A 15,309-nucleotide genomic window follows, 5' to 3' on the forward strand; every position below is an offset into this window, starting at 1 on the left:
GCGCCCATTCTATCAGCCGGCCTTCGGGGCCTCCGGCGGGCCGGACGGTCTGCGCCCGAGCGTGACCCGGTCGCGCTGTTCCAGATCCTGCACCGTCGCGACCGCCTCCAGCCCCTGCGCTTCGAACAGCGCGCGCACGGCCGCGCCCTGCGCCAGGCCGTGTTCGACCAGCAGCCAGCCGCCCGGCACGAGATGCGCGATCGCGCCCGCAGCGAGCACGCGGATCGCGTCGAGACCGTCGGCACCCGACGACAGGGCGGCGGGCGGTTCGAAACGCAGGTCGCCCTGCGACAGGTGCGGGTCTGCCTCTTCGATGTAAGGCGGATTGCTGGCGATCACATCGAAGCGCGCGCCCGCCAGCGGCGCGTACCAGTCGCCGTGGGCGAAACGCACCCGGGCCAGCCCGAGCGCCTGTGCATTCGCGCGCGCGACATCGAGTGCGGCCGGGCTGGCATCGGTCGCCAGCACCGCGGCATCCGGGCGTTCCCGGGCGATCGCCAGCGCGACCGCGCCGCTGCCGGTGCCCAGATCCACGGCCCGCGCCTGCGAAGCCGGCAACCGCGCCAAGGCCAGTTCGACCAGCAGTTCGGTTTCCGGCCGCGGAATCAGCGTCGCCGGCGTGACGGCGAGATCGAACCCCCGGAACCCGCGCACGCCGGTGAGATAGGCCACCGGTTCGCCGGCCTCGCGACGCGCGACCAGCGATGCGAAGCGCTCGGCCACGCCTTCGGGCACGGGATCGCGGGCATACGCGTACAGCCAGCTCTGCGATCGGCCGGCCGCGTGTGCGAGCAGCCAGCGTGCGTCGGTCGCGTCGATGCGCGTGGCGGCCTCGCGCAGCAGTGCATCCGGGGTGGGACTCTGGGTCGTAATCATCACTTCACATCGTAGCCGGGCCCCCGCCCTGCATGGTGTCGCACCCCGAGGAGATTGCCCATGCGTCGTCCGCTCCGCGCCTGTTTCGCCGCGATGCTCGCCCTGCTGGTTTCCGGCTGCCAGAGCGCGTTCTTCGGCTTCGTCAACCGCGACAGCGCGCAACCCGATGCCACCGCGGTCTACGACAGCGAACGGGGACTGGGGCTGGACATCTACCGACCGCAGACCGTCGCGGGCAGCGCGCCGGTGGTGCTGTTCTTCTACGGCGGGTCCTGGCAGACCGGCACGCGCGCGCAGTACCGCTTCGTCGGCAGCCGGCTGGCGCAGAATGGCGTCGTGGCGATCGTCGCGGACTATCGCACCTGGCCCGCTGCCGGCTTTCCGGCCTTCATGGGCGACGCCGCGCATGCGGTCCGCTGGACCCGTGACCACGCCGCCGATTACGGCGGCGACCCGGAACGCCTGTTCATCGCAGGCCATTCGGCCGGGGCGCAGATCGCGGCGCTGCTGGGCACCGACGCGCGGTACCTGGCCGCGGTTGATCTGAAACCCAAGGATCTGGCCGGCGTGATCGGTCTTTCGGGTCCGTACGACTTCGTCATCGACGGCAAGCTCGAGGAGATCTTCGGGCCGCGCAGCCAGTGGCCCGACGCGATGGCGGTGCGCTTCGTCGACGGCGACGAGCCGCCCTTTCTGCTGATCCATGGCGACGGCGACCGCACGGTCGATGTCGGCAACAGCCGCAAGCTCGACTTCGCGCTGCGCCGCAAGGGCGTGGATTCGACGCTGGAAGTCCCGTCGGGCGGCAACCATTTCATCACCGCCGCCGCTTTCTACGATCCGGCGTGGGCGCCCGAGGTGTTGCCGGCGGTCCTGCGCTTTGTCGGCGTCGCCTCGAGCGATCCGGAATCGCAGACAAAATGAAGGCGGCCGAAGCCGCCTTCAAAGATTCCGTGGACGTGTGGGAGGGAGGTACGGACACGGAATTGGGGTGCGGCCTGATTCGCCGCCTGGCATCACCGGTATCGAACTCTGCAAGCCGGCCGGTGCGCCCTTGAGACCGACATTGCTGCAATGCAGCACGCGCTTCAATGTCACCAGCGGAACACTGTGGATTTACCAGTGATAACCAAAGCATAGCCATTGGCTATCGATAGAATTTGCACTATCGATTTCATTTATCGATAGGCAATCCCTACACTTGTCTCCAGCCGAACCCCGGCCTTGCGGCGTCCACATGCCGCTCCCCCGCCAATTCGAGGAATGTCCATGTCGCTCATCAACACCGAAGTCCAGCCGTTCAAGACCACCGCGTTCCAGAACGGCGAGTTCATCGAAGTCAGCAACGAAAGCCTGAAGGGCAAGTGGTCGGTCCTGATCTTCATGCCGGCCGCCTTCACCTTCAATTGCCCGACCGAAGTCGAGGACGCCGCCGACAACTACGCCGAGTTCCAGAAGCTGGGCGCCGAGGTCTACATCGTCACCACCGACACGCATTTCTCGCACAAGGTCTGGCACGAAACCTCGCCGGCCGTCGGCAAGGCGCAGTTCCCGCTGGTCGGCGATCCGACCCACCAGCTGACCCGCGCGTTCGGCGTGCACATCGAAGAAGCCGGCCTCGCGCTGCGCGGCACCTTCGTGATCAACCCGGACGGCGTGATCAAGACGCTCGAGATCCACGACAACGCCATCGCCCGCGACGTCAGCGAGACCCTGCGCAAGCTCAAGGCTGCCCAGTACGTCGCCGCCAACCCGAACGAGGTCTGCCCGGCCAAGTGGAAGGACGGCGAGAAGACCATCGCGCCGTCGCTCGACCTCGTCGGCAAGATCTGATCCCACGATCGATCAGTGCGACATCACGGCGCAGTCCACCGCGCCGTTTCCATCCCCATCCCGCCCAGCGCGGATGGGGGTGGACCGGAACCGGCGTCATCGCGCCGGTTGCGGTCCACCCCTCTCCCCCGGTCCCGATGCCCGTTCCGTCGGTCGTCGTGGACGTCCTCACCCGTCGTCAGGAGCGTTCTCATGTTGGAAGCCGATCTCAAGGCGCAGTTGAAGGCCTATCTGGAGCGCGCGGTGCGCCCGATCCACATCGTCGCCTCGGTCGATGAGGGCGCGAAGTCGCGCGAACTGCTGTCGCTGCTCGAAGACCTCAAGGACGCCAGCCCGAAGATCACCGTCGACGCTGCCGGCACCGACGCGCGTGTGCCGTCGTTCGCGCTGACCTCTCCGGGCACCGACATCGACGTGCGCTTCGCCGGCCTGCCGATGGGCCACGAGTTCACGTCGCTGGTGCTGGCGCTGCTGCAGGTCGGCGGCCATCCTTCGAAGGCGGCCAAGGACACGATCGAACAGGTCGCCGCGCTCGATGGCGACTACACGTTCGAGACCTACTACTCGCTGTCATGCCAGAACTGCCCCGACGTGGTGCAGGCGCTGAACCTCGCCGCCGTGCTCAATCCGCGCATCCGTCACACCGCGATCGACGGCGCGCTGTTCCAGGACGAAGTCGAGGCGCGCGAGATCCTGTCGGTGCCGACCGTGTTTCTCAACGGCCAGAAGTTCGACCAGGGCCGCATGACGCTGGAGCAGATCGTCAGCAAGCTCGACACCGGCGCGGCCAAGCGCGAAGCGTCAAAGATCGCTGCGAAGAAGCCCTTCGACATGCTGGTCGTCGGCGGTGGCCCGGCCGGCGCGGCCGCGGCGATCTATGCCGCACGCAAGGGCATCCGGACCGGCGTCGCCTCCGAGCGTTTCGGCGGTCAGGTGCTGGACACGATGGCGATCGAGAATTTCATTTCGGTCAAGGAAACCGAGGGCCCGAAGCTGGCCGCTGCGCTGGAGCAGCACGTGCGCGAGTACGACGTCGACATCATGGACCTGCAGCGCGCGACGCGGCTGGTGCCGGCCGGTGACGATGGGCTGGTGGAGATCGAACTCGAGAACGGCGCCACGCTGAAGTCGCGTGCTGTCGTGCTGTCGACCGGTGCGCGCTGGCGGCAGATGAACGTGCCCGGCGAGGACCAGTACCGCAACAAGGGCGTGGCCTATTGCCCGCATTGCGATGGCCCGCTGTTCAAGGGCAAGCGCGTGGCGGTGATCGGCGGCGGCAACTCCGGTGTGGAAGCTGCGATCGACCTGGCCGGCATCGTCGCCCACGTCACCCTGGTCGAGTTCGATGCCCAGCTGCGCGCCGACGAGGTGCTGCAGCGCAAGCTGCGCAGCCTCGGCAACGTCCGTATCGTCACCAGCGCGCAGACGACCGAGGTGCTGGGTGACGGCAGCCGGGTCAACGGCCTCGTCTACCGCGACCGCGTCGGCGGCGACAGCCACCGTGTCGACCTGGAGGGTGTGTTCGTGCAGATCGGCCTGTTGCCCAATACCGAGTGGCTCAAGGGCGTGGTCGCGCTGTCCCCGCGCGGCGAGATCATCGTCGACGACCGCGGCCAGACCGATGTGCCCGGCGTGTTCGCCGCCGGCGACGCCACGACCGTGCCGTACAAGCAGATCGTCATCGCGATGGGCGAAGGCTCGAAGGCGGCGCTCAGCGCCTTCGACCACCTGATCCGCAGTTCGGCGCCCGAAGCCCAGGCCGTGGCGGCCTGACCGCCATGGGGGTCTGCCGGACACCCGCGAAGCGCCTGACCCCGACGTCGGGCGCGCGCTGCCGCGCGGACTGCCGGGCATGAACCTACGCGACCTGCGTTATCTCGTCGCACTGGCCGACCACCGGCATTTCGGTCGCGCCGCCGCGGCGTGCTTCGTCAGCCAGCCGACGCTGTCGACCCAGATCCGCAAACTGGAAGACGAACTGGGCGTCACCCTGGTCGAGCGCTCGCCGCGCAAGATCATGCTCACGCCGACCGGCCTGCAGGTCGCCGAGCGCGCGCGCCGGATCGTCGGCGACGTCGAGCAGATGAAGGAAGTCGCGCGGCGCAGCCAGGACCCGGAAGCCGGCGTCGTCCGGCTGGGCATCTTCCCCACGCTGGGCCCCTATCTGCTGCCGCATGTGGTGCCGTCGATCCGGCGCCGCTTTCCGCAGCTGGAACTGCTGCTGATCGAAGAAAAGAGCGACCAGCTGCTGACCCGCCTGCGCGACGGCCGTCTGGATGCCGCCCTGCTGGCGCTGCCGGTCCACGACGAGCAGATGCACGCCGAGCCGCTGTTCGAGGAACCGTTCGTGCTGGCCGTGCCGGATGCGCATCCGCTGGCGGCGCGCACGACGATCTCGCTGGATGCACTGTCGGACCAGCGCCTGCTGCTGCTGGAGGACGGCCATTGCCTGCGCGACCAGGCGCTGGACGTCTGTCACCTGGCCGGCGCGGCGGAGAAATCGGGCTTCCAGGGCACCAGCCTGGAAACGCTGCGGCAGATGGTGGCCGCCAACGTCGGCCTGACCCTGTTGCCCATGCTGGCCATCCAGCCGCCGGTTGCGCAGTCCCCGGATATCACCCTGCTGCGGTTCGACGATCCACAGCCGCCCAGCCGGCGGATCGCGCTGGTCTGGCGCCGGAGTTCGGCCATCTCGGCCTTCCTGCTGGCCCTGGCCCAGGTGTTCACCGCCCTGCCCGCGCATCTTCTGGAGATGCCTGCGGACAGCTGAACCCGCGGGCCGTCGCGGCCCGCCTGCGATCCCGGCACAATCGACTCCGGCGGCGCATTGCGTCGCCGTTTTCTTGTCGACCATCCGGAGATCCCGATGTCATTGCACCCCCAGAGCGGTTTGCCTCCCTCGCCCGCGTCCATCCGCCTGACCGCCCACGACCTGGCGCGCCTCGACGCGCTGCTGCAAACCCCGACCTACCGTCACCATCCCGGCGCCGCGGCCCTGCAACGCGAACTCGACCGCGCCGACGTCCTGCCTGCTAGTGCGCCGGCCACCGATGTCGTCGGCATGCACGCCAGCGTCGCGTGCATCGACGAACACGACGGCAGCCGCCACCAGCTGACCCTGGTCTACCCGCACGAAGCCGATGCCAGCGCAGGCCGCATCTCGGTGCTCGCACCGGTCGGCGCGGCGTTGCTGGGTCTGACGATCGGCCAGCGCATCGACTGGCCAGCGCCGAACGGCGGCACGCTGCAGCTGCGCGTCCTCGCCGTCAGTCCGCTCGCCTAAATCTGAGGCCTCCACATGCGGCCGCTGGCACAGCCGCCGCATGCGTACCGCACCACGGCATCGCTCAGAGCGCGATGCCGACCGGGCAGCTCACGCCCGTGCCACCCAGCCCGCAGTAGCCGCCGGGATGCTTGTGCAGGTACTGCTGGTGCTCGTCCTCGGCGTAATAGAACGGCGGCGCCTCGGCCAGCACCTCGGTGGTGATCGCCGGGAATCCCGCGGCCTGCAGCGTGGCCTGGTAGGCATGCAGGCTACGCGTGGCCAGCTCGAACTGCGCCGGCGTCGTGCAGTACAGCGCCGACCGGTACTGGCTGCCGACATCGTTGCCCTGGCGCATGCCTTCGGTGGGGTTGTGGCTTTCCCAGAAGGTCTGCAGCAGCGTCTCGAACGCGACCCTGGCCGGGTCGAACACCACCAGCACGACCTCCGCATGGCCCGTCTGACCCGAGCACACCTCGCGGTAGGTCGGATTCGGCGTCACACCGCCGGCGTAGCCGACCGCGGTCGTGACCACGCCGGGCAGCGACCAGAACTTGCGCTCCGCGCCCCAGAAGCAGCCCATGCCGAACTGCACGCGCTCCAGCCCTGCGAAGGCATCGTCCAGCGGGGCGCCGAGCACGGCGTGCACGTTGTGCAGCGGCAGCGGTGTGTCCCGCCCCGGCAGGGCGTCCTGCGCGCTCGGCAGGCGCTGTTTCCACGCTCCGATTCCCAACATGTGCGGTCTCCTGATGGCGCGGCGACGGCGGCGCGCAGTCCCGTCAGGATGCGGGCGGACGCCCGCGCTTCAAGGTGTCCGCGTGCGGGGTTCAGACCGGTTGGGGCGGTTGTCGGCTGCGCCCCTTGAGGCTGGCGAGGAAGATGCCCGCCAGCGTGAACGCCAGCCCCAGCCATTCGCGCGGCAGCGTGGGCCGCTGCAGCAGCACCACGTCCAGCAGGAAGGCGCACACCGGCTGCACCAGCAACAGCAGACCGACAAGGGCGACGCCCAGCCGCTGCATCGCGCGCGAGATCAGGATCCAGCTCAGGCAATGGCCCATGCCGGCCAGCACCAGCAGCCAGGCCAGCGACTGCCAGGTCGGGATCGCGAACGACACGCCTTCGGCCACGCCGGCCAGGCCGAGCAGCAACGCGGTGCCCAGCGAAGCGATGGCGAGGATCTGCGCGATCGGTGCGGCGCGCGCGGCGTCGTGCGTGTAGCCCACGCGCTGCACGTGCTTGAGTCCGATGTTGTAGACCGCGTAACAGAGTCCGGTGGCCAGCCCCAGCCACACGCCCCAGCGATAGTCGGCCGGCAGGCTGGCCCAGTCGGCGCCCAGCAGCAGCCACAGGCCGAAGAACGCCAGCGCGATGCCGGCGACGAAGCGCGGACCGATGCGTTCGCCGAACAGCACCACACCGGCCAGCGCCATGAAGAACACCTGCGCATTGGCCAGCAGCGTCGCCAGGCCCGGACCGATCAAGAGGATGCTGCGATGCCACAGCCACAGGTCGGCGGCGAATGCGGCGGCCGGCACCAGCGACCACAGCCAGACCGCGCGCGGCAACGGACGCCAGTCGCGTCGCAGGTGCACCAGCAGCGCGAGCATCGCGCCGGCGAACAGCATCCGGTAGAAGGCCGAGATCGTCGGCGGCGTATCGGCCAGCCGCACCATCAGTCCGTTGGTGCCGATCAGCGCCGCGCCGGCAAGCATCGACAGCAAGGCGGTGCGCTGGGCGGAACGCTCGGGCATGGCAGGTCCGCGGCACGGTGGGGCCGCGCAGCGTAGCAGCGCGCCCCCCGTGCCGGCCGCCGCGATCCTCAGCTGAAGATCGCGGGTGCCACCTGCACGCAGTTGCGGCCCTGCCGCTTGGCCGCATACAGCGCCTTGTCGGCGCGTGCGATCGCCGCCGCGGGCGCGTCCTCGCCAGGCTGCCGGGTGGCGATGCCGATGCTCACGGTCAGGGACACGCGCTGGCCTTCGTGGCGCAGGTCGACGTTCTCGACCGCACTGCGCATGCGCTCGCCGATCGCCCGCGCCTCGGCGCCGTCGTGCCCGGGCAGGACCGCGATGAACTCCTCGCCGCCGTAGCGTCCGAACATGTCGGCATCCGACAGCACGCTGCGCAGTGCCATCGACACCGCACGCAGGCAGTCGTCGCCGCAGGCGTGGCCGAAGCGGTCGTTGACCGACTTGAAATGGTCGAGATCGACGAACAGCACCGACACCGGCCGCCCGGTCCGCTCGGCATCGGCGAAGGTGCGCTCGACCCACAGGTCGATCGTCCGGCGGTTCATCGTGCCGGTCAGCGCATCGATCTCCGCCGACCGCCGCAGCTTGACCTGGGTCGCGGCCTGGTCGACCTGCAGCTGGACCAGACGCAGCAGCTCGCCGATCACCGACATCTCTTCGGTGGTGAACCCGTCGCCGCCGGCGCGGCGCACCAGCAGCACGGCCCAGCCGGGCGCGCGCACCTGCAGCGGCACCAGCGCCTCCATCGCGACGACCGGGCCGCCGGCCGACGGCTGCACCGGCTGCTGCAGTGCGATGCCGGCGGTGGCCTGGCGGCGCAGGGTCAGGCCCCGGCGCTGGATCTCGTGTTCGATTGCCGGCACGGCGTCGGCCGGTTCGACCAGCAGATGGTCGCGGCCCTGATAGCCGCGGAGCACCGCGACGCAGGATTCGTGCGGCACCAACGGCAGCAGGTGGTCCATCAGCAGGCGGAAGCCCCGCCACGGCAGTTCGCCCGGATCCAGCCCGTTGAGCTGGGTCTGCAGCGCAGTGGTGAGGTTGGCGCGCGCGGCCTCGCGGCGCATCTTGCGCTCGGTGTCCTGGCGCGCGAGGCGGTCGCGGTCGCGCTGGTCGCGGTAGTCGCCGATGCGGCTGATCAGGGCCATGCCCAGCGCCAGCGTGAACGCGACCAGCGCGCCCTGGTAGGCGAAATGCAGCCGGCGCACGTCGGGCACCACGCCCAGATAGATCAGGGCCATCCACATGCCGGCCACCACCGACACGGTGCCGAAGACCAGCAGCCAGCCCGCCATGCGCACGTCGCGCCGACGGGCATCGACCAGCATCGCCAGGCCCACGACGCCGGACAGCAGCCAGCCGACCACGGTCACCGGCCAGGCCAGTGGCGCCAGCAGCGGCAGGTTGAGCAGGCACAGCGCCGCCGCCAGCATCAGGCCGATGCCGACCCCGCGTGCGGATCGCGACCAGGGATGAGAGCGCGGCATCGCGTAGGCCTCGATCAGCCACAGCCAGGCGGCGGCGTAGATGAGCGCCAGCGCCGCCATGCCCTGCAGCCCCCAGTAACCGAACAGGCGGGCGACCGGAAGGCCGTAGAGATGGCCGTTGACCGCCTGCAGCAGCAGCACCAGCGCGAACACGACACCGAAGAACCCGAGGAACAGCCGGTCGCGCGAAGCGTAGGCCAGCGCCAGGGCCAGCGTCGCGAGCACCAGCAGACCGCCGTAGAGCGCCCCGGCCACCGCCACCCCGGACCGCTCGATCCGGCGCACGTCCCCGGCCCGCGCCAGCACCGGCGCCAGCGAGGCGCGCAAGGCACCGTTCGAGGTCACGTCCAGCTCCACCGGCCCTTCCCAGTCCGCCGGCAGCACGAAGCCGTAGCCGTTGGGGAAGATGCCCTCGTCGTCGCCGACGCGGAAGAAATGCCGCACCTCGCTGTGCCACTCGTCCGCGCGCGAAAGCTGCAGACCGGCCACCGGCTCGCGCGGGAACCACAGTGCCCAGCGGGGCTGCGCGGCAACGGTGGGCGGCAGATCGAAGCGCAGCCGCATCGTCCGCGGCCCATCGGCGCTCGCCGGTTCGAGCAGCACGTCCACCGCACGCTGTTCGCCGGGGCGCAGCTGGGTGGACGCGACCAGCATCGCGAACAGGCTCGCGAGCAGCAGCAGGCAGCCCGCCAGCAGCCAGCGATGGCCGGCAATGGCGTGCGAATGCGGGGCTTCTATCGGCATGCCCGGCCTCCCGCACGCGCGCAGGCTGTCGTGGCCGGCTGGATGCCAGCAGTCGTGTGCGCGATGGCGCGCATGTGTGTCTCCCCCTGTCTGCACTGCCGGCGGATCCTTGCCCCCACGGGGCGCCTGCCGACTTCCGTCACATATTCAACCAAACCGGTGTCACAGACGCGTCGTTGCGTGTCGGACTCCCCCGCGTCCGGTGCGCCAGCCCGGTCCGCTAAACTGCGCGATTCCGCATCCGATCTACACGAGTCCTTCATTCATGTCCTCCGCAGGCCCCACCGAATCCGCCGCTCCGCCGTCCGACTCCGCCGCCCCGGTGCGCCAGGACTTCATCCGGCAGATCGTCCGGGAGGACCTGGCCGGCGGTAAGCACGCCGCCGTCCGCACGCGATTCCCGCCGGAACCCAACGGCTACCTCCATATCGGCCACGCGAAGGCAATCTGTCTGGATTTCGGCATCGCCGCCGAATTCGATGGCCGCTGCAACCTGCGCTTCGACGACACCAACCCCGAAAAGGAAGACCTGGAGTTCGTCCGCGCGATCGAGGACGACGTGCGCTGGCTGGGCTTCGAGTGGGCCGAGCTGCGCCACGCCTCGGACTATTTCGACGTCTATTACCGCGCCGCCGAGAAGCTGATCGCGCAGGGCGATGCCTTCGTCTGCGACCTCACCGCCGAGCAGGTGCGCGAATACCGCGGCACCCTGATCGAGCCGGGCCGCAACTCGCCGTTCCGCGACCGCGGCGTCGACGAGAATCTCGACCTGTTCCGGCGCATGCGCGCGGGCGAGTTCGCCGACGGTACGCGCACGCTGCGCGCGAAGATCGACATGAGCAGCGGCAACATGAACCTGCGCGACCCGGCGCTGTACCGGATCAAGCAGGTCACCCACCAGAACACCGGTGACGCCTGGCTGATCTACCCGATGTACGACTTCGCCCACGCGCTGGGCGATTCGATCGAAGGCATCACCCATTCGCTGTGCACGCTGGAATTCGAGGACCACCGCCCGCTGTACGACTGGGTGGTGGACCGCGTCGATCTGGCCGGCAATCCGGATCTGCTGGCGTCGCTGAGCGAACGCGGGCTGCCGGTCGTCGCCGCCAAGCCGCGCCAGATCGAGTTCTCGCGCCTCAACATCAATTACACGGTGATGAGCAAGCGCAAACTGACCCAGCTGGTCGGCGAAAGCCTGGTCGACGGCTGGGACGATCCGCGCATGTACACGCTGCAGGGCCTGCGCCGCCGCGGTTACACGCCGGCGAGCCTGCGCCTGCTGGTCGACCGCGTCGGCATCAGCAAGCAGAATTCGGTCATCGATTTCTCGGTGCTCGAAGGCGCGCTGCGCGACGATCTCGACGCCCGCGCGCCGCGCCGCATGGCGGTAGTCAACCCGCTGAAGCTGGTGCTGACCAACCTGCCCGACGGGCACGCCGAAACCCTGAGCTTCCCGAACCATCCCAAGGACGAGGCGCAGGGCGTGCGCGAGGTGCCGTTCTCGCGCCAGCTGTGGATCGAGCACGACGATTTCGCCGAAGTGCCGCCCAAGGGCTGGAAGCGGCTGATCCCGGGCGGCGAAGTGCGCCTGCGCGGCGCCGGCATCGTGCGCTGCGACGAGGTGATCAAGGACGACAGCGGCGCGATCGTCGAACTGCGCGGCACGCTCGATCCCGAATCGCGTCCCGGCATGGACGGCGCGAACCGCAAGATCAAGGGCACGATCCACTGGGTCAGCGCCGCGCATGCGGTCGAGACCGAAGTCCGCCTCTACGACCGGCTGTTCGTCGTCGAAAAGCCCGACGACGAGTCGACCGGCAAGACCTACCGCGACCATCTGAATCCCGAGTCCAAGCGCAGCGTGACCGGCTACGTCGAACCGGCCGCCGCGACCGCCGCGCCCGAGCAGTCGTTCCAGTTCGAGCGTCTGGGCTATTTCGTCGCAGACCGGGTCGACCACACGGCCGCCAGGCCGGTGTTCAACCGCAGCGTGACGCTGCGCGATACCTGGGCGGCGGACAAGGCCGGCGGCTGAGCCCGCATGCAAAAAAGTGCCCGCGCCCAGGCGCGGGCTGATCGACAACCTGCACCGACGCGCTGCGGATCGCAGCGCCTGATCCGTGCGATTGCACGACGCAGTCCCGCACCAACGGACAGGACACGCTGCCGATGACGTTGATCTCGATGCTGCTGTACCTGCTGAACCAGCATCCGTTCTGGATGATTCCGGTGTATCTGGTGTTCGGCATCGGCATGTCGATCTGGCGCCGCAACGCGGCCTGGGGCATCGCCACCTTCGTCGCGTGGATGCTGGCGCTGTTCTGCATGCAGTTCGTCAATGCCGCGTTTCTCAATGCGGCCGGTACACGCGGCACCGCGGTGCTGATCGACGCGCGCCAGACCAGCTCCAAGCTCAACGAGCAGTACATCTGGGAGTACGAAGGCGTGCTGCGCACCGAAGACGGGCGCGACGTAACCTTCGGATTCTCCACCACCACGGCAACGCTGTATCCGCTGCGCAACGCGATCGAGATTCCACCGCTGGGCCAGCGCTTCGAGGTGAAGTACGTGCCGGGGTTCGCGCGCAACCTGGTGATCCTGACCGATGCGTCCGAACACGGCCGCGACCTGCAACGCCGCGAAGACGTGCAGGCCGTGATGCGCGCACAGCGCCAGTACGACGCCAGCCCGACCAATCCGGCCTTCATCGCCGAATACCGGCTCGCGCTGCGGACCTACCTGTCGCAGCACCCCGACGCCGACGCGCCCGACCATGTCCGGTTCCAGCGGGCGCTCGACACGCTGGACGCGCTGGAGCGGTAACATCCCCGCCATGATCCGCCTGCGCGCCCTGTCGTTCCGCCTGTTGCCTGCCCTGCTGTTGCTGGCACTGGTGGCGTGCGCGGCGCCTGCGCCGCCGGTCGCCGAGGCCGCGCCGCCGCCGAATGCGCCGGTCATCGATCGACCCGTCGCACCGTCGGGCGTGCCGGATCTCGACACCAGCTGCCGCGTCGACAGCGACTGCGCGGTCAAGAACGTGGGCAGCTGCTGCGGCTACCAGCCGGCCTGCGTCAACGCGGCTGCGCAGGTCGATCCGCAGGCGGTGCAGGCCGACTGCGCACGCCGCGGCATCGCCGGGGTCTGCGGTTTCGTCGAGATCCAGTCCTGCGCCTGCGTCAACTCGCGCTGCGAGGCGCCCGCGCCGGGCAGCCTGCTGCGCTGATCCCCCGCTTCTTTTCCGGAAATTCCAATGCTGTATGCCCAGGTCCACCTGACCCTGCCCGCGTGGGTGCACGAACACGTCGACGTGTCGCGCAGCTACGTCGGCGATGACGCCAAGGTCGCGCTCGCGATCGATCTGTCGCGGATGAACATCGAGGCGCAGAGCGGTGGCCCGTTCGGCGCGGCCGTGTTCGGCAGCGACGACCGCATCATCGCCGTCGGCGTGAACCGGGTGATGCCGCATACCTGTTCGGTCGCGCATGCGGAAACGATGGCCTACATGCTCGCGCAGCAGCGCCTGCAGACGCCCCGCCTCAACGAGCGCGGCGGTCCGGTCACGCTGGCGACGTCGTCGCAGCCCTGCTGCATGTGCTACGGCGCGACGGTCTGGGCCGGCATCGACCGGCTGCTGATCGGCGCGCGCTCGGAGGACGTCGAGACGCTGACGCCGTTCGACGAAGGTCCGTTGCCCGAAGACTGGATCGGCGCGCTGAACCAGCGCGGCATCGAAGTCGTGCGCGATCTGCTGCGCGACGATGCGCGCGCGGTGCTGCGTACCTACGGCGAAACCGACGGGGCGAAGTACTGACATGAGCGACATCGACACCGATCACGCCGAAGCCGTTGCCGAACCGGCCGACGACGCGACCTCGCCCCTGCAGGCGATCAGCGGCCTGCTCTGCTACTGCCGCCCGGGCTTCGAACCCGATCTCGCCGCCGAGCTCACCGAGCGCGCGGCCGGCGTGCACGTCGCGGGCTATGCGCAGACCAAGCGTGGCGACGGCTACGTGCTGTTCCATTCCGACAACGGCCCGTCGCTGACCAGCGAACTGCCGTTCCGCGAACTGATCTTCGCGCGCCAGAAGCTGATGCTGCTGGCCGAACTGCGCGATCTCGACCCGACCGACCGCATCACGCCGATCTTCGACGTGCTGGCCGGCCGTGGCCGCCACGGCGAACTGATGGTCGAGCATCCCGAATCCGACGAGGGCAAGCAGCTCGCCGGACTCGCCCGCAGCTTCGGCAATGCGCTGCGTCCGGCGCTGCGCAAGCGCGGCTTCCTGAGCCAGAAAGACGAGACGCGCTTCCCGCGCCTGCACGTGTTCTTCGTCTCGGGCACGCACGCCTACATCGCGCAGTCCGTGGTGGGCGACAGTGCGCCGTGGGCGATGGGCATTCCGCGCCTGCGCACGCACGCCGATGCGCCGTCGCGTTCGGCGCTGAAGCTCGAGGAAGCGTTCATGGCGCTGCTGACCGAACGCGAGCGCAATGCACGCATCAAACCCGGCATGCGTGCGGTGGACCTGGGCGCCGCGCCCGGCGGCTGGACCTGGGTGCTCACGCGCGAACACATGCGCGTGGTCGCGGTCGACAACGGACCGATGCAGGCCGATCTGATGGACACCGGCCTGGTCGACCACCACCGCGTCGACGGCTTCCGCTACCAGCCCGTCGGCGCCGTCGACTGGATGGTCTGCGACATGGTCGAGCAGCCGCGCAAGGTCGCCGAGCGCATGGCGACCTGGTTCCGCGAAGGCTGGTGCCGCAACGCGGTGTTCAACCTCAAGCTGCCGATGAAGAAGCGCTGGCAGGAAACGCTGCTGGCGCTGGACCTGTTCGCCAACAACGCCGGCGAGCACGAGAACCTGGTGATCCGCGCGCGCCAGCTCTATCACGACCGCGAAGAGATCACGGTCTACGCCAGCGTCGACTGATTCGAACACCGGAGCGCGCGTCATGGCAGCAGGCTGGATCACCGTCGTCGCCCCGTACCTGCCGGAGATCGTCCGGCTGGCGCGGCCGATCTTCACCCGCACACCGCCGCCTCTGGTTGATCTCGGGCAGCAGCGCCGCAACGACGTACTCGATGCGCAGATCACCGAGCTGCAGGACGCGGCGAGCCAGAACGCCGACTCGATCGGCAAGCTCGCCGCGGACATGCAGAAGACCATCGAAGTGCTGCAGCTAGGCGCGGCGCGTGTCGAGAAACGCCTGCTCCGGGCGCAGGTGCTGGCGGTGGTCGCGACCACCGTCGCGGTGCTGGCCTTCGGCCTGGCGGCCTGGGCGCTCGCGCGCTAGAAACGGTTCGAGGTTCGACGCGCGCGCCGCCGGATGAAGCAGCGTACGCGCGGCA

The 15,309-nt window shown here is 69.2% G+C and carries 15 protein-coding genes; 11 read left to right on the plus strand and 4 right to left on the minus strand.

The window, feature by feature from the left end; translation table 11 throughout:
- Positions 1-12 precede the first annotated feature (12 nt).
- Positions 13-876: a peptide chain release factor N(5)-glutamine methyltransferase gene (prmC, locus tag AC3A5K_RS06325; RefSeq protein WP_487616653.1), complete on the minus strand. Its 864-nt coding sequence runs from the start codon at positions 874-876 to the stop codon at positions 13-15.
- A gap of 60 nt (positions 877-936) precedes the next feature.
- On the opposite strand from prmC, the gene AC3A5K_RS06330 reads away from it, so the two are divergent.
- The 5 genes from AC3A5K_RS06330 (at position 937) to rnk (ending at position 5,992) form a co-directional block, all read left to right on the plus strand.
- Complete coding sequence (locus tag AC3A5K_RS06330) at positions 937-1,800, plus strand: alpha/beta hydrolase (protein ID WP_487616654.1); 864 nt, start codon at positions 937-939, stop codon at positions 1,798-1,800.
- 345 nt (positions 1,801-2,145) lie between these two features.
- Positions 2,146-2,709, plus strand: a complete 564-nt coding sequence (gene ahpC / locus AC3A5K_RS06335; RefSeq protein ID WP_232134417.1) for an alkyl hydroperoxide reductase subunit C — start codon at positions 2,146-2,148, stop codon at positions 2,707-2,709.
- A gap of 192 nt (positions 2,710-2,901) precedes the next feature.
- Complete coding sequence (ahpF, locus tag AC3A5K_RS06340; protein ID WP_487616655.1) at positions 2,902-4,482, plus strand: alkyl hydroperoxide reductase subunit F; 1,581 nt, start codon at positions 2,902-2,904, stop codon at positions 4,480-4,482.
- Positions 4,483-4,561: 79 nt separating this feature from the next.
- Positions 4,562-5,479, plus strand: a complete 918-nt coding sequence (gene oxyR, locus AC3A5K_RS06345) for a DNA-binding transcriptional regulator OxyR (protein ID WP_487616656.1) — start codon at positions 4,562-4,564, stop codon at positions 5,477-5,479.
- Between the two features lie 96 nt (positions 5,480-5,575).
- Complete coding sequence (gene rnk, locus AC3A5K_RS06350; RefSeq protein WP_487616657.1) at positions 5,576-5,992, plus strand: nucleoside diphosphate kinase regulator; 417 nt, start codon at positions 5,576-5,578, stop codon at positions 5,990-5,992.
- Between the two features lie 64 nt (positions 5,993-6,056).
- Here rnk and msrA read toward each other — a convergent pair whose 3' ends face one another.
- The 3 genes from msrA to AC3A5K_RS06365 form a co-directional block, all read right to left on the minus strand.
- Positions 6,057-6,707 (minus strand): peptide-methionine (S)-S-oxide reductase MsrA, encoded by a 651-nt coding sequence (gene msrA, locus AC3A5K_RS06355; RefSeq protein WP_487616658.1) that lies wholly within the window; start codon positions 6,705-6,707, stop codon positions 6,057-6,059.
- Positions 6,708-6,798: 91 nt separating this feature from the next.
- Positions 6,799-7,722, minus strand: coding sequence for a DMT family transporter (locus AC3A5K_RS06360; protein WP_487616659.1), 924 nt, complete (start codon positions 7,720-7,722; stop codon positions 6,799-6,801).
- 68 nt (positions 7,723-7,790) lie between these two features.
- The gene (locus AC3A5K_RS06365) at positions 7,791-9,950 is read right to left on the minus strand and encodes a GGDEF domain-containing protein (protein WP_487616660.1); all 2,160 of its coding nucleotides are present in this window, start codon (positions 9,948-9,950) and stop codon (positions 7,791-7,793) included.
- A gap of 265 nt (positions 9,951-10,215) precedes the next feature.
- On the opposite strand from AC3A5K_RS06365, the gene AC3A5K_RS06370 reads away from it, so the two are divergent.
- The 6 genes from AC3A5K_RS06370 (at position 10,216) to AC3A5K_RS06395 (ending at position 15,254) form a co-directional block, all read left to right on the plus strand.
- Entirely contained in the window at positions 10,216-11,988 is a 1,773-nt protein-coding gene (locus AC3A5K_RS06370) for a glutamine--tRNA ligase/YqeY domain fusion protein (RefSeq protein ID WP_487616661.1), read from the plus strand.
- 134 nt (positions 11,989-12,122) lie between these two features.
- On the plus strand, positions 12,123-12,776 hold the full coding sequence (locus tag AC3A5K_RS06375; RefSeq protein ID WP_487616662.1) for a hypothetical protein: 654 nt from the start codon (positions 12,123-12,125) through the stop codon (positions 12,774-12,776).
- A gap of 10 nt (positions 12,777-12,786) precedes the next feature.
- Complete coding sequence (locus AC3A5K_RS06380; protein WP_487616663.1) at positions 12,787-13,176, plus strand: hypothetical protein; 390 nt, start codon at positions 12,787-12,789, stop codon at positions 13,174-13,176.
- 27 nt (positions 13,177-13,203) lie between these two features.
- Positions 13,204-13,764 (plus strand): nucleoside deaminase, encoded by a 561-nt coding sequence (locus AC3A5K_RS06385; RefSeq protein WP_487616664.1) that lies wholly within the window; start codon positions 13,204-13,206, stop codon positions 13,762-13,764.
- 76 nt (positions 13,765-13,840) lie between these two features.
- A complete protein-coding gene (rlmM, locus tag AC3A5K_RS06390) occupies positions 13,841-14,890 on the plus strand; it encodes a 23S rRNA (cytidine(2498)-2'-O)-methyltransferase RlmM (protein ID WP_487617065.1) in 1,050 nt (349 codons plus the stop codon).
- Positions 14,891-14,912: 22 nt separating this feature from the next.
- Positions 14,913-15,254, plus strand: coding sequence for a hypothetical protein (locus AC3A5K_RS06395; RefSeq protein ID WP_487616665.1), 342 nt, complete (start codon positions 14,913-14,915; stop codon positions 15,252-15,254).
- Positions 15,255-15,309: the final 55 nt, after the last annotated feature.

The sequence above is a fragment of the Luteimonas sp. Soil_C_5 genome (genome assembly GCF_057656615.1).